At 61.1% G+C, this 25,457-nt stretch carries 25 protein-coding genes; 7 read left to right on the top strand and 18 right to left on the bottom strand.

The genetic code is table 11. The annotated features are described in order from the left end of the window. Positions 1 to 79 precede the first annotated feature (79 nt). From RBB32_RS17160 to tkt, 3 genes are all read right to left on the bottom strand, one after another. Entirely contained in the window at positions 80 to 1,870 is a 1,791-nt protein-coding gene (locus RBB32_RS17160; protein WP_371931081.1) for a TRAP transporter permease, read from the bottom strand. Further along, a complete protein-coding gene (locus RBB32_RS17165) occupies positions 1,867 to 2,820 on the bottom strand; it encodes a TAXI family TRAP transporter solute-binding subunit (protein WP_306154459.1) in 954 nt (317 codons plus the stop codon). The genes RBB32_RS17160 and RBB32_RS17165 overlap by 4 nt, the downstream gene beginning before the upstream one ends. 128 nt (positions 2,821 to 2,948) lie before the next feature. Further along, a complete protein-coding gene (tkt, locus tag RBB32_RS17170; RefSeq protein WP_306154461.1) occupies positions 2,949 to 4,964 on the bottom strand; it encodes a transketolase in 2,016 nt (671 codons plus the stop codon). A gap of 254 nt (positions 4,965 to 5,218) precedes the next feature. Between tkt and RBB32_RS17175 the strand changes: the two genes are divergently transcribed. Continuing rightward, positions 5,219 to 5,728, top strand: coding sequence for a hypothetical protein (locus RBB32_RS17175; RefSeq protein ID WP_306154463.1), 510 nt, complete (start codon positions 5,219 to 5,221; stop codon positions 5,726 to 5,728). Continuing rightward, the gene (locus RBB32_RS17180) at positions 5,728 to 6,126 is read left to right on the top strand and encodes a cell division protein ZapA (RefSeq protein ID WP_306154466.1); all 399 of its coding nucleotides are present in this window, start codon (positions 5,728 to 5,730) and stop codon (positions 6,124 to 6,126) included. Before RBB32_RS17175 ends, RBB32_RS17180 begins: the two co-directional genes overlap by 1 nt. 78 nt (positions 6,127 to 6,204) lie before the next feature. Here RBB32_RS17180 and glnT read toward each other — a convergent pair whose 3' ends face one another. The 15 genes from glnT to RBB32_RS17255 form a co-directional block, all read right to left on the bottom strand. Continuing rightward, positions 6,205 to 7,539, bottom strand: coding sequence for a type III glutamate--ammonia ligase (gene glnT / locus RBB32_RS17185; protein WP_306154468.1), 1,335 nt, complete (start codon positions 7,537 to 7,539; stop codon positions 6,205 to 6,207). Positions 7,540 to 7,625: 86 nt separating this feature from the next. Further along, on the bottom strand, positions 7,626 to 8,972 hold the full coding sequence (locus tag RBB32_RS17190; protein ID WP_306154470.1) for an FMN-binding glutamate synthase family protein: 1,347 nt from the start codon (positions 8,970 to 8,972) through the stop codon (positions 7,626 to 7,628). A gap of 11 nt (positions 8,973 to 8,983) precedes the next feature. Then, positions 8,984 to 9,661: a GXGXG domain-containing protein gene (locus tag RBB32_RS17195; RefSeq protein ID WP_306154472.1), complete on the bottom strand. Its 678-nt coding sequence runs from the start codon at positions 9,659 to 9,661 to the stop codon at positions 8,984 to 8,986. Position 9,662: 1 nt separating this feature from the next. Beyond that, entirely contained in the window at positions 9,663 to 10,556 is an 894-nt protein-coding gene (locus RBB32_RS17200) for a glutamine amidotransferase family protein (protein WP_306154474.1), read from the bottom strand. A gap of 162 nt (positions 10,557 to 10,718) precedes the next feature. Next, positions 10,719 to 11,987, bottom strand: coding sequence for an NAD(P)/FAD-dependent oxidoreductase (locus RBB32_RS17205; protein ID WP_306154478.1), 1,269 nt, complete (start codon positions 11,985 to 11,987; stop codon positions 10,719 to 10,721). A 38-nt stretch (positions 11,988 to 12,025) separates the two neighbouring features. Further along, entirely contained in the window at positions 12,026 to 12,736 is a 711-nt protein-coding gene (locus tag RBB32_RS17210) for a c-type cytochrome (RefSeq protein WP_306154479.1), read from the bottom strand. Between the two features lie 98 nt (positions 12,737 to 12,834). After that, the gene (locus tag RBB32_RS17215) at positions 12,835 to 14,013 is read right to left on the bottom strand and encodes a c-type cytochrome (protein WP_306154480.1); all 1,179 of its coding nucleotides are present in this window, start codon (positions 14,011 to 14,013) and stop codon (positions 12,835 to 12,837) included. Beyond that, the gene (gene soxC, locus RBB32_RS17220; protein WP_306154482.1) at positions 13,997 to 15,283 is read right to left on the bottom strand and encodes a sulfite dehydrogenase; all 1,287 of its coding nucleotides are present in this window, start codon (positions 15,281 to 15,283) and stop codon (positions 13,997 to 13,999) included. Before soxC ends, RBB32_RS17215 begins: the two co-directional genes overlap by 17 nt. An 87-nt stretch (positions 15,284 to 15,370) precedes the next feature. After that, positions 15,371 to 17,068, bottom strand: coding sequence for a thiosulfohydrolase SoxB (soxB, locus tag RBB32_RS17225; protein WP_306154484.1), 1,698 nt, complete (start codon positions 17,066 to 17,068; stop codon positions 15,371 to 15,373). Positions 17,069 to 17,212: 144 nt separating this feature from the next. After that, positions 17,213 to 18,067 carry a sulfur oxidation c-type cytochrome SoxA gene (soxA, locus tag RBB32_RS17230; RefSeq protein WP_306154486.1) on the bottom strand — a complete coding sequence of 285 codons (855 nt, stop codon included), beginning with the start codon at positions 18,065 to 18,067 and terminating at the stop codon, positions 17,213 to 17,215. Between the two features lie 67 nt (positions 18,068 to 18,134). Beyond that, complete coding sequence (gene soxZ, locus RBB32_RS17235; RefSeq protein WP_306154488.1) at positions 18,135 to 18,464, bottom strand: thiosulfate oxidation carrier complex protein SoxZ; 330 nt, start codon at positions 18,462 to 18,464, stop codon at positions 18,135 to 18,137. 23 nt (positions 18,465 to 18,487) lie between these two features. Continuing rightward, entirely contained in the window at positions 18,488 to 18,907 is a 420-nt protein-coding gene (gene soxY / locus RBB32_RS17240; RefSeq protein WP_306154490.1) for a thiosulfate oxidation carrier protein SoxY, read from the bottom strand. Positions 18,908 to 18,947: 40 nt separating this feature from the next. After that, entirely contained in the window at positions 18,948 to 19,430 is a 483-nt protein-coding gene (gene soxX / locus RBB32_RS17245) for a sulfur oxidation c-type cytochrome SoxX (protein ID WP_306154492.1), read from the bottom strand. A 122-nt stretch (positions 19,431 to 19,552) separates the two neighbouring features. Then, positions 19,553 to 20,134, bottom strand: coding sequence for a thioredoxin family protein (locus RBB32_RS17250; RefSeq protein ID WP_306154494.1), 582 nt, complete (start codon positions 20,132 to 20,134; stop codon positions 19,553 to 19,555). Between the two features lie 24 nt (positions 20,135 to 20,158). Further along, a complete protein-coding gene (locus tag RBB32_RS17255) occupies positions 20,159 to 20,896 on the bottom strand; it encodes a cytochrome c biogenesis CcdA family protein (RefSeq protein WP_306154495.1) in 738 nt (245 codons plus the stop codon). Between the two features lie 72 nt (positions 20,897 to 20,968). Here RBB32_RS17255 and RBB32_RS17260 point away from each other — a divergent pair, with 72 nt between their 5' ends. The 5 genes from RBB32_RS17260 (at position 20,969) to RBB32_RS17280 (ending at position 25,448) form a co-directional block, all read left to right on the top strand. Beyond that, complete coding sequence (locus tag RBB32_RS17260) at positions 20,969 to 21,349, top strand: thioredoxin family protein (RefSeq protein WP_306154497.1); 381 nt, start codon at positions 20,969 to 20,971, stop codon at positions 21,347 to 21,349. A gap of 38 nt (positions 21,350 to 21,387) precedes the next feature. Next, the gene (locus RBB32_RS17265; RefSeq protein ID WP_306154499.1) at positions 21,388 to 21,735 is read left to right on the top strand and encodes a helix-turn-helix transcriptional regulator; all 348 of its coding nucleotides are present in this window, start codon (positions 21,388 to 21,390) and stop codon (positions 21,733 to 21,735) included. A 38-nt stretch (positions 21,736 to 21,773) separates the two neighbouring features. Further along, positions 21,774 to 22,832 carry a YeeE/YedE family protein gene (locus RBB32_RS17270; protein ID WP_306154501.1) on the top strand — a complete coding sequence of 353 codons (1,059 nt, stop codon included), beginning with the start codon at positions 21,774 to 21,776 and terminating at the stop codon, positions 22,830 to 22,832. A 201-nt stretch (positions 22,833 to 23,033) separates the two neighbouring features. Further along, a complete protein-coding gene (pdhA, locus tag RBB32_RS17275) occupies positions 23,034 to 24,044 on the top strand; it encodes a pyruvate dehydrogenase (acetyl-transferring) E1 component subunit alpha (protein WP_306154502.1) in 1,011 nt (336 codons plus the stop codon). Positions 24,045 to 24,056: 12 nt separating this feature from the next. Further along, the gene (locus RBB32_RS17280) at positions 24,057 to 25,448 is read left to right on the top strand and encodes a pyruvate dehydrogenase complex E1 component subunit beta (RefSeq protein ID WP_306154504.1); all 1,392 of its coding nucleotides are present in this window, start codon (positions 24,057 to 24,059) and stop codon (positions 25,446 to 25,448) included. Positions 25,449 to 25,457 lie beyond the last annotated feature (9 nt).

Here is a 25,457-nt window from a genome sequence, read left to right on the forward strand (position 1 = left end):
CGCTGATGCGCGCCAGATGAGGGGCTTTGCCCCTCGGCCTGCGGCCTCACCCCAGGATACTTGTCAAAAGAAGAAGGGCTTAGAGGGGCCAGAGGATGGCCCCCAGCCCCAAGGCAAGGGCGGCACCGCGAAGCGGGGCCGCTTTTTTGCGCACCAAGGCCCAGCTGATCAGCGCAAGGCCAAGGCCGATCTTGAGCGCGGCAAGGATGGCCGGTCCGATGCCTGTGGCAAGGCCGATCACATCCGGGTTGGCCACCATACCCAGCGGGATAAGGTAGAGCCCCACGCCAAGCGCCATGGCCGTGATCGCCACCCGCAGCCAATTTTCCCCGATCATGCCCGAAGCGATAAAGACCGCGCCGCAGACCGGCGGGGTGATGGTTGAGAGCAGCGCGTACCAGAAAACGAAAAGATGTGCCTGCAAAGGCTCGAGGCCCAGTTCGATCAGGGCGGGCCCGGCCACCGACACACAGATCACGTAGGCCGCCGTGGTGGGCACTTCCATCCCCAGCACGAGGCAGGCAAAGGCCGTCAGCAGAAGCGAGGGCCAAAGCATCCCGCCCGAAACCGAAAGGATCAGCGAGGTGATTTTCACACCCAGCCCGGTAACCCCCAGCACACCAATGACAAGCGACGCACAGAAGATGATCGACCCGATCAGCGCCACCTGTCGTCCGGCGGCCATCAGGGCCGTTTCCACCCGGGCCACGGCGCGCGTCAGGTCAACCCGCAGGTCCGCGCCGGTCAACAACAGGACCGCCGAGACCATGATCGCCAGACAGGCCGCATATTGCGGCGTGACGCGCAATCCGAACATCCCCCACAGCAGCACGCCAAAGGGCACAAGGAAGAAGGCAGAAGTCACCAAGACCGCCCGCACCTCGGGCCGGTCTTCCTTTGCCAGACCGCGCAGGTCGAAGCGCCGGGCATAGCCGTCGATCCCGATCCAGACCGCCCAGAAATACAAAAGCGCCGGCAAGGCCGCGGCAGCCATGATTCCGGTGTAAGGCACCCCCGTCAGCTCCACCATGACAAAGGCCCCTGCCCCCATCAGCGGTGGCATGATCTGGCCGCCGGAACTGGCCACCGCTTCCACCGCCGCGGCAATCCGCTTGGGATATCCCAGGCCCTCCATCGCTGGCAGGGTAATCGCCCCGGTCGAGGCCACATTGGCCGAGGCCGACCCCGAGATCGACCCGAAAAGCGCCGATGAAAGGACCGAAACCTTGGCTGCCCCGCCGCGCAAACGCCCCGCCGCCGCCGAGGCCAGGTTCATGAAGCCCTGCCCGGCCTCGCCCGCGTTCAGCACCGCGCCGAAAATGACGAAGATCGCCACGACATTGACCGACACGGCGGTCAACGTACCCCAAAGCCCGCCTTCGGCAATGGTCAACGTCCCAAGGAAACTTTCGACGGGCGTACCGGAATGGCCGAAACGGCCCGGGATATGCTGCCCGAACAGCCCATAAAGCAAGGCCGTCAAAGCCACCAAGGGCAAGGGCCAGCCAATCGCCCGCCGCGCGGCCTCCAACACCACACCGATAAGCGCGGCAGCGATCCAGACCTGGGCCTCGCCTTCCAGAAACCCGTATTGATCGGCCAAGGCATCATGGCTCAAGGCCACCCAGGCCGCCGCGGCAACACCCACCGCACAAAGCGCCACGCCCGACCACAGCGCCGCCCCCTGACGCCCCCAGATCAGCACCCAAGGCAGCACGAAAATCAAATGTACCGGGCGGCTGATCAGATTGGGCACAAGCCCGGAGAACACCAACCCGATATGAAAGACGACAGAGGCCAGCGCGAAGCTGGCCCAGAATGCCCGCGCCACACCCTGCGGCGCGGGGCTATCGTTCAACCCGATGCTCACTTCTGCGCGTCAGTCAGGCTCATGCCTGCCTCTTCATAGTAGCGCACCGCGCCGGGGTGGATCTTGCCGGTGATATTGCCCATCAGGCCCTCATCGACACCGCCCCACCACTTGGCGGCCTCGGCCATTTTGCCCTTCTGCTCCCAATAGGTCTTGGTCAGGCTATAGGCCGTGTCGTCATCCATCTTGGTGGTCGTATAGGCCACCACGGGCAGCGAGGTGGTCACGATGTCTTCGCCTTGCCCCGCATAGGTGCCCGCCGGGATCACCAGCTTGGTGCGCTTGGTCTCAGTGATCTGCTCGTCGCTCAGCGATAGAACCCTGACCCCGGTGGAGGCCGCGGCCTCCACCACGTTGGGCGCGGGCCACGACCCGGCGGTCACGAACCCGTCGATCTGGCCGTTCTTGAGCGCGGGAACCGCGTTCGACAATTCCACATCGGCCACCTCGACCTCGTCCTCGATACCGAAAAGGCCAAGGTATTTCTCGCCCTCGCGCGCGCCGAAACTCCCCTTGCCCAGAAGGATCGTCTTGCCTTTCAGATCGTCGAAGGTTTCCGCGCCGCTGTCTTCGCTCATCACGAAATGCATGGTCAGCGACGGGATCGGGAACAAGGCGCGGATGTCGTCAAAGGCCGGGTTGCCCTTGCCCTCGAACATCGCCTTGCCGCCTTGCGCCAGCTTCACCAGAACCGGCGGCGTGGTGAACACGTAATCGCCACCGCGCGCCCGTACTTCCATCACGTTCTGGACCGAGCCTTGGCTTTCCTCGACCGTGACATTGATCTCGCCATCGCTGGCCCCTTCCATCGCCTCGGCGATCTGCACCGCCATCTGGTAATAGGACGAGGTCGATTTCGCCGATTTATAGGTTACCCGTGTCTCGGCCATGGCCGGCGCTGCGGTCATCGCGCAGATCGCGGTTCCGAAAAGAATGGATCGAATGTTCATTGCTGTACCTCCCTGTGATTTGGCCCCATAAGACCCGCCTGCGCGCCCATGGTCAACGGCCCATACCCGAAGAAAAACCGCCGACCAACTGGGCCGGCAGCCTTTCGTGATCAATGCCTTTCAAAGGCTCAAAGCAAGGCTTTCGCTTTCTCGGTCACGGCCTCTGCCGTGATGCCGAATTTCTCGTAAAGCGTGCCTGCCGGGGCCGAGGCGCCGAAGCTGTCCATGCCGACGAAACCCGCCTTCTGTTCGCGCCCGCGCTCGCCGCACAGCCAACGATCCCAACCTTGGCGCACCGCGGCCTCAACCGCGACACGCACCGGGCCACCGGGCAGAACCTGCCGCCGGGTCTTTTCGTCTTGCTGCTCGAACAATTCCCAGCAGGGCATGGAAACCACCCGGGTGCCGATCCCTTCGGCCTGAAGCGCCTCGCGCGCCTGCATGGCGATCTCCACTTCCGAGCCTGTGGCCATCAGGATCACCTGACGCTTACCCTCGGCATCGGCCAGAACATAGGCGCCCTGGGCAACCATGTTCTTGTTGCGATGCTCGGTCCGCAGGGTCTTGACCCCTTGGCGGGTCAGCGACAGGACCGATGGGGTCTCTTTCGAACTCAGCGCGATCTCCCAGGCTTCGGCGGTCTCAACGGTATCGCAGGGGCGGAACACCATGGTGTTCGGTGTGGCCCGCGAAATCGCCAGATGCTCAACCGGCTGGTGCGTCGGGCCGTCTTCGCCAAGGCCGATGCTGTCATGGGTCATGACAAAGACCGTCGGCTGCTTCGTCAGTGCCGCCAGGCGCATCGCCGGACGCGCGTAATCGGTAAAGCACATGAATGTGCCACCATAGGGGCGAATGCCGCCGTGCAGGGCCATACCGTTCATCGCGGCGGCCATGCCATGCTCACGAATACCCCAATGCACATAACGGCCCTTGCGGTTGTCCGTGTCAAAAACCGTCATATCGCCCGATTGGGTGTTGTTCGAGCCGGACAGGTCCGCCGAACCCCCGATGGTTTCCGGCATGATCGGATTGACCACCTCCAGAACCATCTCGCTGGATTTGCGGGTGGCGACCTTGGGCTGTTCTTCGCTGATCTGTTTCTTTAGCGCCTTGATCCGCGCCGAAAGCTTCTTGGGCACCTCGCGGGCGAAGATGCGCGCGAATTCGGCCTGCCGACGCTCGGACACCTCGGCCAAGCGGCCTTCCCATGCAGTCCGGTCCTCGGCCCCGCGTGCCCCGATGGATTCCCATGCTTGCTTGATCTCACCCGGCACTTCGAACGGCCCATAGGACCAGCCATAGGCTTCTTTCGCCGCGACCAGTTGGTCGTGATCTGTCAGCGCGCCATGCCCTTTCGAGGTATCCTGCGCCGCATGGCCAAGGGCGATATGCGTCTTGCAGGCAATCATCGTCGGGCGCTTGCTCGACTTTGCCTTGGTCAGCGCCGCGTCGATGTCCTCGGGGTCGTGCCCGTCGATCTCCAACACCTGCCAACCGCTGGCGCGGAAGCGCTTCACCTGGTCGGTGCGGTCGGCCAGATCGACCTTGCCGTCGATGGTGATGTTGTTGTTGTCCCACAGCACGATCAACTTGCCCAGATTGTGCCGCCCGGCCAAACCGATGGCCTCTTGGCTCACACCTTCCATCAGGCAGCCGTCACCGGCGATCACATAGGTATGGTGATCCACCAGTTTCTTGCCAAAGCGCGCGCGCAGCATCTCCTCGGCCATGGCAAAGCCCACGGCATTGGAAATCCCCTGCCCCAGCGGGCCGGTCGTGGTCTCGATCCCGCGCGCAAGGAAATTCTCCGGGTGGCCCGCCGTCTTGGCGCCCCACTGGCGGAAGTTCTTCACTTCCTCCAGCGTGATATCCGGGTTCCCTGTCAGATACAGCAGCGAATAGAGCAGCATCGAGCCATGGCCCGCCGACAGGATAAACCGGTCGCGATCCGGCCACTCGGGGTTGGCGGCATCGAATTTCAAATGCTTTTCGAACAGGACCGTCGCCACATCGGCCATGCCCATGGGCATACCGGAATGGCCCGAATTCGCAGCCGCGACCGCATCCAGCGTCAGGGCACGAATAGCGGCGGCTTTCATCCAATGGTCGGGGTCGGCAGAGCGCAGGGCAGCAATATCCACGGGGTCATCCTTGCAAAGGTTCATCTTGCCCGCTGCATATCAGGCGCGAGGCAAAGATCAAGCATTACACCGCGCCGCAACGCCCCTGCGCGGGAAAAGCCCGCAAGGGCTTGCCACGCCCGCCGACAAGGCCAAACCGGCCCTTCTTAATGCGCTGTTTCAGGTTTTCGCCAGAAGGCATTAGACTTAACCACAAAATCGCGTTCAGGCGATTCGCGGCCGCCGCGTAAAACACCAACCCAAGGGGTCAGGACATGAGCGATATACCCGAGTTGCAGCGCCGAATTACCGCAGCGCTTGACCGCATCGGCCAAGGGCTGGACGGGATGGCCAAACCCGCCGAGGATGGAGAAATTGACACCCTCCGTCAGCAGCTTGAAGAAGAAAAGCTCGCCAACGCACAGCTTGAAGAACGCATCAAGAAACTCAAGGCTTCCCTCTCCGAGGCCGAAGCGGCCCGCGATGCCGCCCAATCCGACAGCGCCGAAAAGCTCACGGATATGGACAAATCCCTGCAATCCCTGCGCCAGGCCAACCAGCAGCTTCGTGATAACAACACCGCCCTGCGCGAGGCCAACGCCGAAGGCGTGGGCGAGGCGCATTTGATCAACAAGGCGATGCTGGCCGAGCTTGAAGGCCTGCGCGCCAGCCGCGCCGCCGACAAATCCGAGGCCGACGCGATCCTCTCTGAAATGGAGGTGATCCTGCAGCGCGCCGCGGGCGGCGATACCGCCGATGACACCACCCAACCGGAGGATGCCTGATGCCCGAAGTGCAAATTGAAATTGGTGGCCGGACCTTCGATGTCGCCTGCCAGGAAGGCGAAGAACACTACCTGCATTCCGCCGCCAAGATGCTGGACGAAGAAGCCTCGGTTCTCGCCGCCCAGATCGGCCGTATCCCCGAGGCACGGATGCTCTTGATGGCCGGCCTCATGCTGGCCGATAAAACCGCCGGCGTGCAGGACAAACTGAAAGCGATGGAAGATCGCATGGCCGAGAAAGAGGCCGAACTGGAGCAACTGCGCAACGCCCCCACGCCCGAACCGAAAACCATCGAGGTGCCCGTGGTGCCAACGGATGTCACCGACAGCCTCGCGGAAATCGCCGCCCGGGCCGAGGCTCTGGCCGACGAGGTGGACGGCAAAGCAAAAGGCGATTGAACGGCCTGTTCCTCCGACACGGTACCCTTAGTCAAAAGGCCCCAAGCACGGCTTGGGGCCTTTGTCGTTTTCAAGGCATCAGATATCCAGCGTGTGCTCCTTTTCCCACCGGCTGAAATGCGACACGAAACTGTCCCACTCCTTGCGCTTCATGTTCAGATAGGCCTTCGAAAACTCATCGCCCATCATCGCCTTGAGTTCCTTGTCCTTGTCATACATACGCAGCGCATCCAGCATATTGAGCGGCAGTTTCGGCGCGCCGCGCACCTTGTGACCTTCGGCATACATATCAATATCATAGCGTTTGCCCGGATCGGCCTGCGCGCGCACGCCCGAAAGCCCCGCCGCGATGATCACCGCCTGAAGCAGATAGGGGTTTGCCGCCCCGTCCGGCAGGCGCAGCTCAAACCGCCCCGGCCCCGGCACCCGCACCATGTGGGTCCGGTTGTTGCCCGTCCATGTCACCGTGTTGGGTGCCCATGTCGCCCCCGAGGTGGTGCGCGGCGCATTGATCCGCTTATAGCTGTTGACCGTCGGGTTGGTGATCGCCGCCAAGGCGCTGGCGTGTTTCATGATCCCGCCAAGGAAATGCGCCCCCTGCTCCGACAGGCCCAGTTCCGCCGTCGGGCTGCCACTGCTGGCTTCGGTGGCGAAAATGTTGGTCTTGGCGTCCTCCCCGGCCCCATCCCAAACCGAGATATGCGCATGACACCCGTTGCCCGTCAGCCCCTCGATCGGCTTGGGCATGAATGTCGCGCGGAAGCCGTGCCTTTCGGCCACCGACTTGGTCATGAACTTGAAAAACGAATGCCGGTCGGCGGTGACAAGCGCATCGGCAAACTCCCAGTTCATCTCGAACTGGCCGTTGGCATCCTCATGGTCGTTCTGATACGGCCCCCACCCCAGTTCGAGCATGTAGTCGCAAATCTCGCGCACCACGTCATAGCGGCGCATCACCGCCTGTTGGTCGTAACAGGGTTTCTCGGCGGTATCGAATTCATCGCTTAGCTGCGTGCCATCGGGGGTCAACAGGAAATACTCCGCCTCGACCCCGGTTTTCACATGCATGCCTTCGCTTGCCGCCTCGTCGATCAGGCGCCGCAGCACGTTGCGCGGGGCTTGGGCCACGTCCTCGCCTTCCATCACGGGGTTGGCGGCCACCCATGCCACCTCGGGCTTCCACGGAAGTTGGATCACGCTATCGGGGTCCGGAACGGCCAGCATATCGGGATGCGCCGGTGTCATATCCAGCCACGTGGCAAACCCGGCAAACCCCGCGCCGTCTTCCTGCATATCGGCAATGGCCTGCGCCGGAACCAGCTTGGCCCGCTGCCCCCCGAAGAGGTCAGTAAAGGAAATCATGAAATACTTGACGCCGCGCTCGGCGGCAAAGGATGCCAGATCTGTCGTCATGGTCTTATTGTCCCTTTCGTTTGTTTACGTCCCTGTTGTTAGGAAATCGGGGCAGCCCTTGGCCGCCCCGTCCGATTGTCTTGCCGTTAAAACTGCGTGCCCGGCTTGCCGGGGTACCAGTTGGTCCCCGCAAGCGGCACCTGCGCCATCGCCGCCGCCTCCATCGTCAGGGCCACCAGATCCTCGGGCTCCAGATGCTGCACATGGTTCTTGCCGCAGGCCCGCGCCAAGGTCTGCGCCTCCAGCGCCATCACCTTGAGGTAATTGTTCAACCGGCGGCCCGCCTCGACCGGGTCCAGCCGCTTGGAAAGCTCCGGGTCCTGCGTGGAAATCCCCGCCGGGTCGCGCCCTTCGTGCCAATCGTCATAGGCCCCTGCGGTGGTGCCCATTTCCCGATACTCGGCCTCCCACTTGGGGTCATTGTCGCCAAGGGCGACCATGGCCGCCGTGCCGATGCTTACCGCATCGGCGCCAAGCGCCAGGGCCTTGGCCACATCCGCACCCGAACGGATACCGCCCGAAACGATCAACTGCACTTTGCGGTGCATGTTCTGATCCTGCAGCGCGCGCACCGCATCGCGGATACAGGCCAGCGTGGGCTGCCCCACATGTTCGATGAACACGTCCTGCGTCGCCGCCGTACCGCCCTGCATCCCGTCCAGCACCACAACATCCGCGCCCGCTTTCACCGCCAGCGTGGTGTCGAAATAGGGCCGCGCACCGCCCACCTTGATGTAAATCGGCTTTTCCCAGCCGGTGATTTCGCGCAGTTCCAAAATCTTGATCTCAAGGTCATCCGGCCCCGTCCAATCGGGATGCCGACAGGCGCTGCGCTGATCGATCCCCTTGGGCAAATCGCGCATCTCGGCCACGCGGTCGGAAATCTTCTGGCCCAGAAGCATCCCGCCGCCACCGGGCTTGGCGCCCTGTCCCACGACCACCTCGATCGCATCCGCCTTGCGCAAATCGTCGGGGTTCATGCCATAGCGCGACGGCAGGTATTGATAGACCAGCGTTTTCGACTGGCCCCTCTCTTCCGTCGTCATGCCGCCATCGCCCGTGGTGGTCGAAGTGCCCGCCATGGACGCCCCGCGCCCAAGCGCCTCCTTGGCCTGTGCCGACAATGCGCCAAAGGACATGCCCGCGATGGTGATCGGAATATCCAACTCGATGGGTTTCTTGGCAAAACGCGTGCCAAGCACCACGTTGGTATCGCACCGCTCGCGATATCCCTCCAACGGATACCGGCTCATCGAAGCACCCAGGAACAGCAGGTCGTCGAAATGCGGCACCCGCCGTTTCGCCCCGCCACCGCGAATGTCGTAAATCCCCGTCGCCGCCGCGCGCCGAATCTCGGCGTTGACCTGCGGGCTGAAGGTGGCCGACTGCGTTGGCACTGTTTGCGGAATCGCGTGTTTTTGATCGTCTGCCATATCGATTCCCCTCAATACGCGTTGTCGATGTTGAAATTGTACAGCTTCCGGGCCGAGCCATAGCGCCTGAACTCTTCCGGCTTGGCGTCAATCCCTGACCGCTCCAGCAAGTCGCGCAGGATTTCCAGATGCTCGGGCCGCATCTCTTTCTCGATGCAATCGGCCCCAAGGCTTTTCACCTCGCCCCGCACGAAAAGCCGCGCCTCGTAGACCGAGTCGCCAAGCGCATCGCCCGCATCGCCACAGACCACAAGGTTTCCCTTTTGCGCCATGAAGGCCGACATATGGCCGACGTTGCCCTGCACCACGATGTCGATCCCCTTCATGGAAATCCCGCAGCGCGAACTGGCGTTGCCCTTGATGACCAGCAAACCACCATGGCCCGTGGCCCCGGCATATTGGCTGGCGTCGCCCTCGACGATCACGGTGCCGCTCATCATGTTTTCGGCCACGCCCGGGCCGGCACTACCATCCACGGTAATGCTGGCCTGCTTGTTCATGCCCGCGCAGTAATACCCGGTCGACCCCTTGACCGTCACGTCAATCGGCGCGTCCAGCCCCACGGCAATCGCATGGCTGCCGCGCGGGTTGACCACCTGCCAAGCGGTTTCATTGGTCTGCTCGCTTTGCGCCTGAAGCGCGGCGTTCAAGGCCCGCAGGCCATTGGCTTCCAAATCGAATGTCTGCATATCAGTGCTTCCAGAAGTAAACGGTTGCGGGTTCCGGCTCCCATACGCGGGCCTCTTCGATCCCGGGCAGGTTCACCAGCGCGCGGTATTCGCTGCCAAAGGCCACATATTGGTCGGTCTCGGCCATCACCGCAGGCTTGCAGGCAATCGGGTCGCGCACCACGCCGAAGCCATCCTTGGTGCCGACGACAAAGGTGAAGAAACCGTCCAGATCCTCCAACCCCGATTCCAGCGCCTCGCCAAGGCTATGCCCCTGCTGCATCTTCCATGTCAGATAGGCCGCGGCCACCTCGGAATCGTTCTCGGTTTCCACGCTGACCCCTTCGCGCGCCAACTGCCGCCGCAGGGAGTTGTGGTTGGAAAGCGATCCATTGTGCACAAGGCACTGATCGGCCCCGGTGGAAAACGGATGCGCGCCCAGTGTCGTCACCGCCGACTCGGTCGCCATCCGCGTGTGACCGATGCCGTGGCTGCCCGCCAAATGCGGAATATCGAACCGATTGGCCACATCGCCGGGCAGGCCCACCTCCTTGTAGATCTCGATCGCCTCCCCCGCGCTCATCACCCGCGCATCGGGGCGCAATTCTTTGAGGGCGGCACGCGCCTCGGCCATCTTGGCGTCGGGCAGGTCGATCACCGCGTGGGTATCCTTGATCCGCACGGTCACATCACTGCCAAGCACCTTGGCCATCTCATCGCCCAACCCGGCGAACCGGCCGGGGTCATCGGCCTGCACGGTCAACTTGGCCCGCCCCTCCCGATCTTGGGAATAAACGGCAATCCCCGCGCTGTCGGGGCCACGATCCGTCATGGTGATCAGCATCTCGCTCAGCATCTCACCCAAGCGCGGCTCAAGCGCTTTATCCTTCAAAAACAATCCGACGATTCCACACATCGACGCCTCCATAATCCTGTGCTGAAAACGCTAGCCCGAGTCGCAAGTGACCTCAATATTAAGAATGTATTATTCCTAATAGGAAACTTCGAAAAATCGATATTGCACAAAAAAGCGGCCCCCGATCCGCACCGGGGGCCGCCTGTCATGGATTGGCAGGGGTCAAGACGCGCCGAACATGTCCTCGGTGATGCCCGAGTACCAGCCAAGGCTTTCCTCGTAGGTCGCCTTGCGCATGGCCGAATCCTCGCCCGTCTGGCTGATGAAGCCATCCACCTTGGCAATCTTCTCATCCGTCGCCTGGTAAGACGCGCCGACCTTCACACCGTCATCGGTGTCAATCAGGCTCCAGCAGGTGTTCGAGAATTTCGCCGGGAAGACCTTGGAGCCGGTCAGCGCCCCACGAACGGCCATGGCCGCCACCTTCGCCTGGGAATTGGCCGAATAGCCCGATTTCGGCATATCGCCCTGGTTCGTGGCATCGCCAAGAACATGGATATTCTCGTCCATCCGCGATTGCATGGTTGCCGGGACAACAGGCGCCCAATTGCCTTCGGTAATCTCCGCCATGTCGCAAATCTTGCCCGCCTTCTGGGCCGGAATGACATTGCAGACATCCACCTTCTCGATCGCGCCGTCGATATCCACGGTCATCTCGTCGGGGTTCACACTCACGTTCTGGCCGCCGAAATCCGGGCCGATCCGTTCGATCATACCGCCATAATGTTTCTGCCACCCCTCTTCGAAAAGCGCCTGCTTCGAGAACTTCGCCTTGGGGTCCGCGATCAGGATTTTCGCCGTGGGGTTAATCTCTTTCAGCAAATGCGCCACCATGCTGATCCGCTCATAGGGCCCCGGCGGGCAACGGTAGGGGTTGGGCGGGGCCACCATGGCATAAAGCCCACCCTCCGGCATCGCCTCGATCTGCGCCTTGAGCAGTTCGGTCTGGCTGCCCGCCTTGTAGGCATGGGGCATCTTGTTTTGCTGGCTCACGTCCCAACCCGGCACCGCACCTTCGACGAAATCAATGCCGGGCGACAGGATCAGGCGATCATACGGCAGCGTCGCGCCCCCGGCCAAGCTTACCGTTTTGGCATCACGGTCAATCCCCACGGCCCAGTCATGCACCACGTTCACGCCGTAATCGCTGGCCAAGGTGCCATAGCTGTGGCCGATGCTGCTCAAATCGCGGAAACCGCCGATATAAAGGTTCGAGAAAAAGCAGGTGTAATAGGCGCGTGTGGGTTCCACCAAGGTCACGTCGATCGCGCTGTCGCTCTCCTTTGCGATATAACGGGCCGCGGTTGCCCCGCCTGCCCCGCCGCCAACCACGACGACACGCGGCTTACCTTGGCCGCGTACCATCGGAGCCGACAGCGCCGCCGCAGCCGCGACACCCGTGCCGATAAAGACTCGTCTGTTAAGGGTCATGGTATTTCCTCCCGGTTGCGCCGGTATGATCCGGCAAGTTATTCGATATTCTCAAAATAGGCGGCCAGCGCCGCGATCTCCTCATCGCTCAATCGCCCGGCCATCATCTGCATCACCGGATGCGGCCGCAGCTTTTGCTTATAGGCATGCATGGCCACCACGAAATCTTCCGTCGGCCAATTGGTTATGGATGGAATGCCATCATCATTGCCATCGGCCTGATGGCAGGTCTTGCATTCACTGGACAGGTATTCGCCATACTCCGGGTCCCCCACCATGGCGAGTATCTCGGGCGGCAAATCCACCTCTGGCGCAATCGCCGTGGGGTCCGCCTCGGGGATGTTGGCCGGATCGTCCGAATAAATCCGCAAATAGGCCAGAACATCGGCCCGGTCCTGCGGCTTTTTCAAGCCGCGAAAACTCATCCGGGTGCCACTGACCAAGGCTTTGGGGTTTTCAAGATAGGCATCAAGGGTCTCAAGGTGCCATTCCAACCCATCGGCCCCGGCCCGCTCCAACCCTTTCGAATACCGGTAACCATCCGCGACCGAGGCCGCCTTGCGCCCGAAAATCCCGTTCAGATGCGGGCCAATGCCATTTTCGGCGCCTGTGCCCACTTGGTGACAGCCCGAACATTTGGCAAAAACCTTTTTGCCCCGCTCGGCATCGCCGATCTCATCCGCCCAAAGGGCCTGTGATGCCAACAACCCCATCGTCAGGGCCACCGCACCAACCGCGCGTTTCGGCATGAACGCTCCTCCCAAAGCTCATGCTTGAATGATGGCACGCAAATGCAACCAGTCAAAGAAAAAACGGGGCCGGTTCGACCCGGCCCCGCTTGATAATCTTAGTCCGAGAACGACTTCAGATACTCGGTCATTGCCGCGATATCATCGTCCTTGCGCAGACCACGGAAGGACATCTTGGTGCCCTTCACATAGCCACGCGGATCGGCAAGGAAGGCGGCCATGGACTCTTCGTTCCAAACTTGCCCCTCCTCGCCCATGGCGGCCATGGTTTTCGAATACCGGAAGTCCTCGACACCGCCGATGGTCCGGCCCATGACGCCGTTCAACTGCGGGCCGACGCGGTTCTTCGCGCCATCGCCCACTTGGTGACAGGCCTTGCACTGACGGAAGACCTTTTCACCGGCAGCAACCAGTTCAGGGTCCAGCGCGGCGGTTTCTTCCGCCGCTGGCTCTGCGGCGGCCTCCTCGGTCTCGGCGGCGGCCGTGTCCACCTCTTCGGCGGCGGCAGGCTCGGCCGCGGCGTCTTCCTCTTCCTCCGGCGTCACGTCCAGAACTGCGGCGCGCATGGTGATTTCCACGCTGTCCTTACAGTCCGACATGCAGGCCTCGGTATTCCAGAAATGCGCCTCGGCCTCTTCGCGGTCATCCACGATGAACCCGTCGGCATTGGGCATTTCCACGTCGAGGAAGGTCTCGTTCGACAAGACGAAGTCGTCTTCGACAAGGTAGTTGGAATAAAGGATATAGGCCGTGATGGCATAGGTCTCATCCACGGTCAGGGTCTGCGCCGCGCCGAAGGGCATCGAGCGATGCACATAGTCCCAAACCGTCGACAGATAGGGCCAGTAACTGCCAACCGTTTTGACCGGGTCCTTGTCCGCCAAGGTGCCATCACCGCCTGCAAGGCTGGGCCAGTTGCCCACGCCTTCGGCGAAATCGCCGTGACAGACGGCGCATTTCTCGATGAAGACTTCCTCGCCGGTCCAGACATCGCCCGACCCTTCCGGCAACCCGGTGCCATCGGGCATGACATCCAGATCCCATGCCGCGATCTCTTCCGGCAGGGCCATCCGGCCAAGGTTATAGTTGCCGTGCGGCTCGCTTGCGGCGCGCGCCATGGCGATAAAGCCCAGATCGGGGTTCGAAGGCGCCTCGCCCATCCTGTCCGCGCGCTCGGGCAGCGGGGTGATGTTGCGATCGGCAAAGTTGAAGGCCACCGCCAAAAGCGCCGCCGCGCCCAACGCCGTGCCACCGTAAAGTTTAAGAGACTTCGACATTTTCCGCCTCTCCGCTTTCTTTCACCCACCAAGTCTGGATGCAGTTGTTGTGATAGATCGAGTTCTCGCCGCGCACCTCGCGCAGCTGCGTCTTGGTCGGCTGAACGTAACCCGTGTCGTCATGCGCCCGGCTTTGCAGCAGCATCTCGCTGCCGTCCCAGTCGATGTCCAAATAGAACCGGCTCAGGGCCTTGCTCTCGCCTTCCTTGGCCAGACGCGCCTGTTGCCAGTTCATGCCGCCATCGGTCGAGACATCGACCCGGGTGATCGCGCCACGCCCCGACCATGCCAGCCCGGTGATAACCAGCGGGCCTGCGCCATGGGTGATGGGCGATTGCGGGCTGGGGCTGGTGACAACCGACTTGGCGTCCATTTCCCAGGTCCACTTGCGGCTTGTACCATCGGCCAGCGTATCGGTGTACTTCGATGTTTCCTCGCGGCTTTCCACGGGGCCATCCGTCACCTCGACACGGCGCAGCCACTTGACCCACATGTTGCCTTCCCAACCGGGAACAACCAGGCGCACAGGGTACCCATGCTCTTTGCGCAGGGCCTCGCCGTTGGCCTTGAAGGCGACCAGAACATCGTCCAGCGCTTTGTCCATCGGGATAGACCGCCCGTTCGACGAGGCATCGGCCCCTTCCACGTAAACCCACTTGTCCTTGAGGTCGCCCGCGGGGTCCAAACCGGCCTCTTCCAACAGGGTGCGCAGCGGCACGCCGGAATATTCCATGTTGTGGATCATGCCATGGGTGAACTGCGCGCCATTGAGCTGCGCCCCGGCCCATTCCATGCCCGTGTTCGCCGCACATTCGCAGAAATACACGTGGTTTTCGCGCGGGAAACGCTCCAGGTCGGCATAATTGAAAATCAGCGGCTTATCGACCAAACCATTGATCATCAGGCGATAATCTTCTTTCTTCAACTCGATCGCGCCCGAGTGGTGACGCTCAAAGGCGCAGCCCTGCGGCGTGATCGTACCGTCCAGCGCATGGATCGGGGTGAAGTTGATCGAACTGATCGTATCGGCGGTCAGCCACTCGACGTTGCGGCGCACCACATCGTCCTCGAACCGAATGGGCAGGCCATAGGGCGTGGCATCCACGCCCTCGCCAAAGCCGCTGGCCCATTCCTGCACCTCGGTGATAAGCGGTTCGGGCTCTCCGGCCGCGCGGGCCATGCCTGCCCCCGCCACGGCACCCCCGGCCGCCACGGCGCCCTTCAGGAACGCCCGGCGCGAAGCCCCGTTTGATTTCTTGTCGGCTGTCATCTTTGTCCTAAGCCTCCTCTTCCAACATCAAATTCATCTACATGAATATGATGAAAACAGGGTATCTGTCAAAGCGTCGCGGCGCGCTTACACGCCGCTGACTTTAACGCTGTTGTTCGGCTCCAGTTTAACGGTGCCCTGTTTGCGGATGTGGCTTTCCACCACGTCCCAAATCTTCGGCCCCTCGGTGCCCTCGTTGACGCTGGCCCAGCCCGCGACCACGTAATTCCGGGCCGGGTCGATCGCCTCGCCGGTGCTCAGGAGGGTCATGTCGGAAATTCGCTCACCCTGCGGTTTGCTGATGTCGATGGAATAGCCCATGCCGCCGATGCGCACCATGTCACCGCCCTGCTGGTAATAGGGATCGGGGTTAAAGATGTTGTCGGCCACATCCTCAAGGATCACCTTGATGAACTCGCCGGTCATCTCGCTGCGGTACGCCTCGCCATAGGACATCGAGGTCACGTTCCAGATATCCTCGCGGGTGATCGGCTGACCGGGCAGGATGCTCGGCCCCCAACGCACGCCGGGGCTCATGGCAATATCCGCCTCACGCTCGGAAATCAGCGCATCGCAAATCAGGTCGTCCCACGATCCGTTGAAGTTGCCACGGCGATAAAGCAGATCATCGGTTTCCCCGATCACCTCTTCCAACTCGGCCTTGAACGGTGCGCGCTGTTCATCAATCAGGGCCGCCATATCGGCATCGGGTTCGATCACGTCCGAGAAAATCGGGATCAGCTTGTGGCGGAACCCCATCATCCGGCCATCGCGCACATCCAGATCCACGCGGCTGACGAATTTGCCGTTCGATCCGCTGGCAATCAGGATGGTATCGCCCACCAGAACCGGCTCCGGCAATGCATCATGGGTGTGACCGGTCAGGATCACGTCGATCCCCTTGACGACGCTGGCCATCTTCTTGTCGACGTCGAAACCGTTGTGGCTCAGGCAAACAACCAGTTCCGCGCCCTGGTCGCGCACCTCGTCCACCATGGCCTGCATGTTCTCGTCGCGAATACCGAAACTGTAATCGGGGAACATCCAGCCGGGGTTGGCAATCGGCATATAGGGGAAGGCCTGACCGATCACGGCGATCTTGACGCCGCCCCGCTCGTAAAACTCGTAGGGTTTGAACTCGGCGGCGGGCTCGTCCCACATGGCGTCGAAAATGTTCTGGCCCAGTGCATCATAAGGCAAGCCTTCAACCAGTTCGCGCACCCGGTCCTGGCCCAGCGTGAATTCCCAGTGGAAGGTCATCGCATCCGGCTTCAGCGCGTTCATCACGTTGACCATGTCCTGGCCTTCGGTCTGATAGCAGGTGTAGGATCCGTGCCAAGTATCGCCACCATCCAGCAGCAGGGCATCGGGCCGGGCCGCGCGGATCGACTTGACGACCGTCGCCACACGGTCAAGGCCGCCGACTTTGCCGTATTCTTTCCCAAGCGCCGCGAAATCATTGTATGTCAGGGCGTAATGGCTCGGGCTGCCATCCTCGATGCCGTAAAGCTTGCGGTAATCGGCGCCGGTCACATGCGGCACCTCGCCCTTGTTGCCCCCCACACCGATGTTGATCTCCGGCTCGCGGAAATAAATCGGCTTCAGCTGGGCGTGAATATCGGTGACGTGGATCAGGCTCACGTTGCCGAAAGTGTCAAAATCCAAAAGCTGATCCTGGGTCAGGGCCTGTTGTGCTGCCAGTTTCGCCCAGTTGCCAAAGCCACTGGCGCCGTAAAGCGCCGAGGCCGCCATGCTGACCTGAAGAAAATCGCGACGAGAGATCATTTAATCCGTCTCCAAGTGGTTAGAGTTGTCCCGTTCCGCGCCCGGCCTTCCGGATGCGGTTTGGCCGAAAGGCCATGAATTTCAATGTCATGCAGGCAGCGGCTTGGCCGGGGCGGTCGCGCACCGCCCCGGCCCGAAGTCACATCAGTTGCGGACCGAAGGGCCCTCGACCGACAGGCCGTTGCCACGGCTTGCAACATAAAGCTCCAGCGCGACAAACTCGTCACTGCCGGGTTTGTAAGTTTCGGCACGGGTATCCCGCACACATCCCTTGAAACGCGCGTGAACGGTGTTCAGCTTGGCGTTCTTCAAACGGTAGGTCGGGAAGCCGTTGATCTGCCCCTGGCTCAGGTGGTCGGCGCGGATCATCATGCCATAGTTGTCTTCGTGGCAATTGGCGCAGGACAGCTCAAGCTGACCGGTGCGGGTATAGTAAAGCTCCTTACCCTTTTCCCAGGTTTCCTTGGCCGGGCCGTCGATGGCCACATTGACGGGCATGCCGCGAGACTGCACAGAAATCAGCGCTTCCATGTTCGCCATCTGACCGCTCGTGTACTTGTAAGGCTCGGCGCCCATGTTGTTTTCGCGGCAGTCGTTGATCTGCATGGCAAGGGTCTGTACCTCGCCCGCTTCCTCGTCCCACTTGGGGTAAACCGCGCGCACGCCGGTCATGCTGTCCGGGCCTTCGTGGCAGCTTGCACAGGAGTTCCCCTCGCTGCCTTCCACCGCGTTCCACTGGTCGATACCGGCATCGACAAAGATCATGCCGGGGTTGTCGAAATCGTCCATTTCCAGCGCCTGGGTTTCGTCCGAACGGAAGTGCCAGCCCGACATGATCTGATCCATGGGGAGATCTTCCATATGCGCCGGGACCGGCGCCTTGGTGGTCATCTCGGTCTCGCCGTTGATGACAAGCGTGTCATCGTCCGGACCCGCCGAGGCGACACCGGGCACTGCCAACATCAAGGCGGCCACTGCTGTCATTGCATTGAATTTCATGTGTTTTTTCCCTCCCTAAAGGTTGGCCCCGCCCCGGTTGACCCGGGCGCAGGGCACCTTTTTGCTATCAACCGACCTTGACCGATTTGGTTTCCTCGTAGACCGAGCCATCATCGTCGTACCAGGTGAACTGGAAGTCACCGGCTTCGGGGATGGTTGCCTCGAACTCGAAGTAGGGGTTGGTCGAAATCGCCGGATGCATTTCCACATCCACGACCATCGCACCGTTATATTCACAGGTGAACCGGTTGATGATCGAGCGCGGGATGACGTTGCCGTCGCTGTCCTTGCGCTGGCCCGATTCCATCTTGTGGCTGATCAGGGTCTTGATGACCACGACTTCACCAGCTTCGGCCGAACGGGGCGCTTTCACGCGGGGGCGTACACCTTCTGCCATTGTGTTTTCTCCTTATCGCTTGCTTAGCCGCCGCAGCCGCCGATGGTGACCTTCACGGTCTTCTGGGTCTTGGCAAAGCTGCCGTCCGCCATCTTGGCCACCGCGATCACGTCTTGCGTTCCGGCAAGGCGGATACGGGTCTTGGCGCGCTGTGCGCCCGCGCCTTTGCCAAAGTTGAAGGTCGCAACACCCGGGGTCGGGTTGCCTGCGGCCAGCACCATGATCGCGCTTGCGCCTTCGGCGCTCACTTCGATCGGCACGGTGTTGCCGTTCTCGGCAATCTCCGGCGCGTCGAGGTCGACACCGCCATCGGCCAGGTCGGCCCCGCCGGTGAATTCCGCGATCGCGTCCTCGGTCTGCGATGCCATCGCCGGCATCGGAAGCACGGTTGCCGCAGCGGCGGCCGCGCCGATCGCCAGCGTATCACGTCGTGTGAAGTCCATTTTCATCTCCTTGGTCAATCTCGTAACCCGCCTGAATGCGTCAGTCTTCGTATTTCAACGTCGACAGGAAGGCGACAACATCTTCGATCTGCTGGGCCGTCAGAAGCGGATCCAGCTCACCTTCGGCGGCCTTGCCCGTGTAGGCATTCCCCGGACGGACGAAGCCTTCGACCTTGTAATAGGCAGGCATCATCGTGCCCGGGAAGGTCTTCTTGGCATTGGCCAGAATCCCGCGCAACTCCGCCTCGCCCCAGCGATCGGCGGCACCGTCAAGCGGCGGCCCGATTTCGCCATGGAACGGCGCATCGTTCAATGCGGTCACCTTGTGGCACGAAATACAGTTGCCGATGCTCTTGGTCTTCATGACCTTGGCACCGTTTTCCGGATCTCCCGGCGTTCCGGTCAGCGACTCGGTCACTTCGCCGTATTCGCCAAATTCCACGTCACCCGGCGCAACCGGACCGGCCTGCGCCGCCCCGGCGGTCAGGGTCGCCGCCACCAAAAGTGTTGTCGAAAGCTTCATGTTTCCTCCCATGGCTATCATGCCTTGTTCTCGGCTAGCTGTGTATACAGTAGGCCACCGCGGCCAAGCGATGCAACAACAAATTCAGCTTTGTGAATTATTGCCGCGACTGCAAAACAATTTTACTCTTCTTTCTCCGCCGCGCGCTCCTGGATGCGGCGCGCGTGATACCTTTGAAAATCCTCATCGTTATCCATGGCATAGCGCTTTTCGTTGACCCATGTATACATGTCCAGGGTGGTTCCCTTCTGGAACGCCCCGGGCATCGTGGCCACCGCCGCCTGCGGCGCGGTCTGGCCCTCGGCCACCTCTTCGGGCAGGAAGATCACCGTCGGCGTGAAAAGCATCCCCCATTTGCGCAGCATCTCGCGCTCGGGCCGCACGTCGCCATCGAAATCGACCATCTCACGCGATCCGTGAAGGTTCAGTTGCACGACAAAGAAATTCTCCTCGATATAATTCGAGATCGTCTCGTCGGGGTAAACCTCCTCGTGCATCTTCTTGCAATAGATACAGCCCCGCTGCTCCACCATCAGCGCCAGACGCTTGCCCTCGGCTCGGGCCTCCTCAATATCCTCACCCAAATCAAGGAAGGTCTCGCGCATCCAACTTTCCTTGTGCAATCCGTCGTCACCGATCTCGGCCGCCGCCACCGGCAGCGCCAGTCCGATCATCACCAACACACTCGCGAAAACACGTTTCATTTGCCATCCTCCCTAAAATTCCGGTTACCCCAGTGTCGAAAACACCGGGAAGGTCTCGATCATCCAATTGGCGATTTCATTGATCGTGCCCGTCGCGATCAACAACGCGAAGACGACCAACATTACACCAAGCGCCTTTTCCACGTAAGGCTGGTACTTGCGATTGCGCTGAAGCCAGCCAAGGAACGGCTTGGCAAACATCGCCGCCACCACGAAAGGCGCGGTCATGCCCAGCCCGAACACCAAAAGCAAAATCCCCCCGCGCCAGATCTCGCCCATGCCACTGGCCATCATCAGGATGGTGGCCAGAACCGGCCCCACGCAGGCGCTCCAGCCAAAGGCAAAGGCCAGGCCCATGACATAAGCCCCGAGAAAACTCTTGGGGTCGGTCTTGGCGTCGATCTTGGCCTCCCGGTACAAGATACCGATGCGGATCACCCCAAGAAAATGCAGACCAAAAACAAAGATCAAACCCGCCGCCACATAGCGCAGCACATCGAACCACTGGCTGAAGGCCTGCCCGACCGCCGTGGCCCCCATGCCCATCAGCGTGAATATGCTGGTCACCCCAAGGGCAAAGGCCACCGACGACAGAATCAGCCGCCGCTGCGCCCCCGGGGCGATGCCGCCCTCTTCGCGCAACTCGGCCATCGACAGGCCGGCCATGTAGCTCAGGTAAAACGGCACCATGGGCAGAATACAGGGGGTGAAAAACGCCAGGAACCCGGCAAGCGCCGCTCCAGCAAACGAAATATCCATCACGACTCGGATTCCTTGTCTTATCTACATATTCAAATTATGTTGTGGATCACGTCAACGTCAATCAGGTGTAGAATGCTGTCAAGGGCACTCTCCTTTCTCGCTCCGGTTCTCTGGCTCTCGTTTGCGCCCATGGCGCAGGCGGTCGAACTTGTGATGGTCGAACGCGAGGGCTGTCATTACTGCATTGAATGGAAAGCCGAAATTGGCCCCATCTATCCCAAGACGGCCGAGGGCGCATATGCCCCCCTGCGCATGGTTGATATCGCCGACGCACCGCCCGACGGGATGGAATTTACCCGCAAGGTTTTATTTACCCCCACCTTCGTTCTCGTGGACGACGGACAGGAACTGGCCCGGATCGAAGGGTATCCCGGCGAAGATTTCTTCTGGGGCCTGCTTACGAAGATTCTGGAAAACAACACAAACTTTGAAGATCGCGCAAAAACCAATTAAAGGCCCGCGCAGGCCATCATTAGACAAGGCAAGGGACAATGGGACTTCCCGTTTTTGACAATACTCTATCCGAGGCCGAAATGGACCGCATGGTGACCAATGCCACCAATGCCTCCAATTTTCTCAAGGCGATCAGCCACGAAGGCCGCCTGATGATCTTATGTCACCTCGTGTCGGGTGAAAAATCGGTGACCGAACTGGAAGACCTGCTTTCGGCCCGTCAGGCGGCCGTGTCCCAACAGCTTTCGCGCCTGCGGCTCGAAGGCCTGGTGGTACCGCGCCGCGAGGGCAAGGCCATTTACTACCGCCTGGCCGATGACAAACCGCGCCGTGTACTCGAACTGGTGTACGAGCTATTCTGCGCCGAGGACTCCGAGGCGGGGTAAGAAAACGCCCCCTTCGCCCCGGAGTAGAGGCAAGGCCCATGTACGACTTCATCGACGACAACTTTCTGGTTGCCCTGATCGGGCTTGCCTCGGGGCTGTTTCTGGGGCTGGCCGCACGGATCGGGCGGTTTTGCACGATGGGCGCCATCGAAGATGCGCTTTATGGCGCGTCATGGGTTCGGATGCGGATGTGGTTTCTGGCCATCGGCGTCGCCGTGACCGGGGTCTATACCCTGACGGCCACGGGGCATTTCGCGCCCGAACGATCCTTTTACCTTTCGATCCGCTGGATGCCCTTGGCCTCGATCATCGGCGGTTTGATGTTCGGCTATGGCATGGCCTTGGCCGGCAACTGTGGCTACGGCTGTATCGCGCGCCTTGGGGGCGGCGACATCCGTGCCTTTGTCATCGTCGTTGTCATGGGGGTCTCGGCCTACGCCATGTTGCACGGGCCGTTTTCCTACCTGCGCAACTGGGTCTTTCGGCAGGAAGACGTCACCACCGATCTACCGCCGGGCATTGTTCACCTGATCTCGGCCAACAGCGGCCTGCCCCTGGCCAGCCTCGGCATTTTCATCGGTCTTTTGATTTGCCTGGCCGCCCTCACCTCGCGCCCGTTTCTGGAAAAACCCGGCTCCGTCTTCTGGGCCGTCGTCGTGGGCCTTTCCATCACCGCTGGCTGGGCCGGCAGTTACATGGTCGCGACCCAAGGGTTTGCTGCCATGCCGGTTGTCTCGCACAGCTTTTCCGCCCCCGTGGGCGAAACCCTGCTATACACCATGCGCGCCTCGGCACAGGCGCCCTCCTTTGCCGTTGGCTCTGTCGTGGGCGTGGTCCTCGGCGCTTTTGCCGGGTCTCTTTTCAAGGGGCACTTCCGCTGGGAGGCCTGCGAAGACCCGCGCGAGTTGCGCCGCCAAATCTTCGGCGCCGCCCTCATGGGCGCGGGCGCGGTGCTTGCCATGGGCTGCACCGTTGGTCAGGGCATCTCGGCGTTTTCGGTGCTCAGCTACTCGGCGCCGGTCACGATGCTGTCGATCATCGCCGGGGCAGCCTTCGGATTGCGGCAATTGATCGAAGGCTTCCAACCCGCCGAGTGAGCGGCCCGTTTCGTACGACTCGTACGAAGACCCGCGCAAGCCCCCCGATTTTCGTACGAAATCCGGGGGTCAATCGTACGACTCGTACGATTTCGCCCCCACAAACCCGCCGGGCGCAAATTGTCTCTCGAAATTGCACGGTGAATGGTGTAATAAATAGTTTAACGCTAAACTATTTATGCAGCGGAGGAGGCGCCACATATGGCCACCCGGAAAAACGCAAAGAAACCAAATGTTTCTGCCGATGAGTTAAAGTCATACTACCGCGACATGCTCTTGATCCGCCGATTCGAGGAAAAGGCGGGGCAGCTTTACGGCATGGGCCTGATCGGCGGGTTCTGCCACCTCTACATCGGGCAAGAGGCCGTCGTCGTCGGCCTTGAGGCAGCAGCAGAGGACGGCGACAAGCGGATCACAACATATAGGGATCATGGCCACATGTTGGCCTGCGGAATGGACCCAAAGGGTGTCATGGCCGAACTCACCGGCCGCGAAGGCGGCTACTCCAAGGGCAAGGGCGGGTCGATGCATATGTTCTCGACCGAGAAAGACTTTTACGGCGGCCATGGTATCGTTGGTGCTAACGTACCGCTCGGTGCCGGATTGGCCTTTGCCGACAAGTACTTGGAGAATAACCGCGTCACCTTCACCTACTTCGGCGACGGCGCCGCGAACCAGGGGCAGGTCTATGAAACCTTCAACATGGCCGCCATTTGGGACCTGCCGGTGGTGTTCGTCATCGAGAACAACCAATACGCCATGGGCACCTCGCAAAAACGCTCCACCTCCACCCCCGACATCTACACCCGCGGCGAAGCCTTCGGCATCCCCGGCGAAGCGGTGGACGGCATGGACGTGCTGGCCGTGAAGGAAGCGGGCGAAAAGGCTGTCGCCCACTGCCGCGACGGCAAAGGCCCCTACATCCTTGAAATCAAGACATACCGCTATCGCGGCCACTCGATGTCGGACCCGGCAAAGTATCGTACCCGCGAGGAAGTCCAGAAGATGCGCGAAGAAAAAGATGCCATCGAACATGTGCGCGATCTGCTGCTTTCGGGCAAACACGCCACCGAGGACGAACTCAAGGCGATTGACAAGGAGATCAAGGGCATCGTGAACGATGCCGCCGAATTCTCCAAGGACAGCCCCGAACCCTCTGTCGAAGACCTTTGGACAGACATCTACACCGATGTCGCCCCGCAGAACGCTTGAGGAGAGACTACAATGGCAACTGAAATCCTAATGCCCGCCCTCTCCCCCACCATGGAAGAAGGCACGCTTGCCAAATGGCTGGTGAAAGAAGGCGACGAAGTCTCCAGTGGCGACATTCTCGCCGAGATCGAGACCGACAAGGCCACCATGGAATTTGAAGCCGTGGACGAAGGCACCATCGGCAAGATCCTCGTGGAGGAAGGCAGCGAAGGGGTAAAGGTGAACACCGCCATCGCCGTCTTGCTGGAGGAAGGCGAAAGCGCCGAGGATATCGACACCTCGGGTAGCGATGCAAAACCCGACCCCAAGCCCGAGGAAACCTCCGAGGCGAAGGAAAACAGCACACCGGCCAAGGCCAAAAGCGACGAGGCCGACGATATCCCGAAACCGGACACCACGCCCGATTGGCCCGAAGGCACGGACATGAAAACCATGACCGTTCGCGAGGCGATCAATTCGGCCATGGCCGAGGAAATGCGCCGCGACGACACCGTTTTTGTCATGGGCGAGGAAGTCGCCGAATACCAAGGGGCCTACAAGATCACCCAAGGCCTGCTGGATGAATTCGGCGGCAAGCGCGTGATCGACACGCCCATTACCGAACACGGCTTTGCCGGCATCGGCGTCGGCGCCTCCTGGGGCGGGTTGCGCCCGATTGTCGAGTTCATGACATGGAACTTCGCCATGCAGGCGATTGACCAGATCATCAACTCCGCCGCCAAAACGCTTTACATGTCCGGCGGCCAGATGGGCAGCCCCATCGTTTTCCGCGGCCCCAACGGTGCCGCCGCCCGCGTTGGCGCGCAACACAGCCAGGACTACGCGGCATGGTACGCGCAAATCCCCGGCCTCAAGGTGGTACAGCCCTACTCGGCGGCCGATGCCAAGGGCCTTTTGAAATCCGCCATCCGTGATCCAAACCCGGTGGTCTTCCTCGAAAACGAAATCCTCTACGGTAAATCCTTCGAAGTGCCAGTGATGGATGATTTCACCATCCCCTTCGGCAAGGCCAAGATCTGGCGCGAAGGCACGGATGTCACCATCGTCAGCTTCGGCATCGGCATGACCTATGCCCTCGAAGCCGCCGAAAAACTGGCCGAGGACGGCGTCAGCGCCGAGGTGATCGACCTGCGCACCCTGCGCCCCATCGACTATGACACCGTGATTGCCAGCGTGATGAAAACCAACCGCTGCGTGACGGTCGAAGAAGGGTTCCCCGTGGCCTCCATCGGCAACCACATCACCGCGACCTTGATGGAACGCGCCTTCGACTACCTCGATGCGCCGGTCATCAATTGCACCGGCAAGGACGTGCCCATGCCCTATGCCGCGAACCTTGAAAAACTGGCCCTCACCTCGACCGACGAGGTGCTTGAGGCTGTAAACAAAGTGACCTACCGCTAAGGAGAGACG

The sequence above is a fragment of the Roseovarius sp. MMSF_3281 genome (assembly GCF_030733685.1).
Lineage (GTDB): Bacteria > Pseudomonadota > Alphaproteobacteria > Rhodobacterales > Rhodobacteraceae > Roseovarius.

What these genes read in the sequence shown, in the direction of transcription:
- soxZ (WP_306154488.1), bottom strand. Translation starts at nt 18,464, where the DNA reads ATGGCAGAAGGTGTACGCCCCCGCGTGAAAGCGCCCCGTTCGGCCGAA.
- RBB32_RS17210 (WP_306154479.1), bottom strand. Translation starts at nt 12,736, where the DNA reads ATGCCGAAACGCGCGGTTGGTGCGGTGGCCCTGACGATGGGGTTGTTG.
- RBB32_RS17200 (WP_306154474.1), bottom strand. Translation starts at nt 10,556, where the DNA reads ATGTGTGGAATCGTCGGATTGTTTTTGAAGGATAAAGCGCTTGAGCCG.
- RBB32_RS17260 (WP_306154497.1), top strand. Translation starts at nt 20,969, where the DNA reads ATGCTGTCAAGGGCACTCTCCTTTCTCGCTCCGGTTCTCTGGCTCTCG.
- RBB32_RS17250 (WP_306154494.1), bottom strand. Translation starts at nt 20,134, where the DNA reads ATGAAACGTGTTTTCGCGAGTGTGTTGGTGATGATCGGACTGGCGCTG.
- RBB32_RS17180 (WP_306154466.1), top strand. Translation starts at nt 5,728, where the DNA reads ATGCCCGAAGTGCAAATTGAAATTGGTGGCCGGACCTTCGATGTCGCC.
- soxA (WP_306154486.1), bottom strand. Translation starts at nt 18,067, where the DNA reads ATGAAATTCAATGCAATGACAGCAGTGGCCGCCTTGATGTTGGCAGTG.
- soxY (WP_306154490.1), bottom strand. Translation starts at nt 18,907, where the DNA reads ATGGACTTCACACGACGTGATACGCTGGCGATCGGCGCGGCCGCCGCT.
- RBB32_RS17280 (WP_306154504.1), top strand. Translation starts at nt 24,057, where the DNA reads ATGGCAACTGAAATCCTAATGCCCGCCCTCTCCCCCACCATGGAAGAA.
- RBB32_RS17190 (WP_306154470.1), bottom strand. Translation starts at nt 8,972, where the DNA reads ATGGCAGACGATCAAAAACACGCGATTCCGCAAACAGTGCCAACGCAG.
- glnT (WP_306154468.1), bottom strand. Translation starts at nt 7,539, where the DNA reads ATGACGACAGATCTGGCATCCTTTGCCGCCGAGCGCGGCGTCAAGTAT.
- soxX (WP_306154492.1), bottom strand. Translation starts at nt 19,430, where the DNA reads ATGAAGCTTTCGACAACACTTTTGGTGGCGGCGACCCTGACCGCCGGG.
- pdhA (WP_306154502.1), top strand. Translation starts at nt 23,034, where the DNA reads ATGGCCACCCGGAAAAACGCAAAGAAACCAAATGTTTCTGCCGATGAG.
- RBB32_RS17270 (WP_306154501.1), top strand. Translation starts at nt 21,774, where the DNA reads ATGTACGACTTCATCGACGACAACTTTCTGGTTGCCCTGATCGGGCTT.
- RBB32_RS17215 (WP_306154480.1), bottom strand. Translation starts at nt 14,013, where the DNA reads ATGTCGAAGTCTCTTAAACTTTACGGTGGCACGGCGTTGGGCGCGGCG.
- RBB32_RS17205 (WP_306154478.1), bottom strand. Translation starts at nt 11,987, where the DNA reads ATGACCCTTAACAGACGAGTCTTTATCGGCACGGGTGTCGCGGCTGCG.
- RBB32_RS17265 (WP_306154499.1), top strand. Translation starts at nt 21,388, where the DNA reads ATGGGACTTCCCGTTTTTGACAATACTCTATCCGAGGCCGAAATGGAC.
- RBB32_RS17165 (WP_306154459.1), bottom strand. Translation starts at nt 2,820, where the DNA reads ATGAACATTCGATCCATTCTTTTCGGAACCGCGATCTGCGCGATGACC.
- soxC (WP_306154482.1), bottom strand. Translation starts at nt 15,283, where the DNA reads ATGACAGCCGACAAGAAATCAAACGGGGCTTCGCGCCGGGCGTTCCTG.
- RBB32_RS17195 (WP_306154472.1), bottom strand. Translation starts at nt 9,661, where the DNA reads ATGCAGACATTCGATTTGGAAGCCAATGGCCTGCGGGCCTTGAACGCC.
- RBB32_RS17175 (WP_306154463.1), top strand. Translation starts at nt 5,219, where the DNA reads ATGAGCGATATACCCGAGTTGCAGCGCCGAATTACCGCAGCGCTTGAC.
- soxB (WP_306154484.1), bottom strand. Translation starts at nt 17,068, where the DNA reads ATGATCTCTCGTCGCGATTTTCTTCAGGTCAGCATGGCGGCCTCGGCG.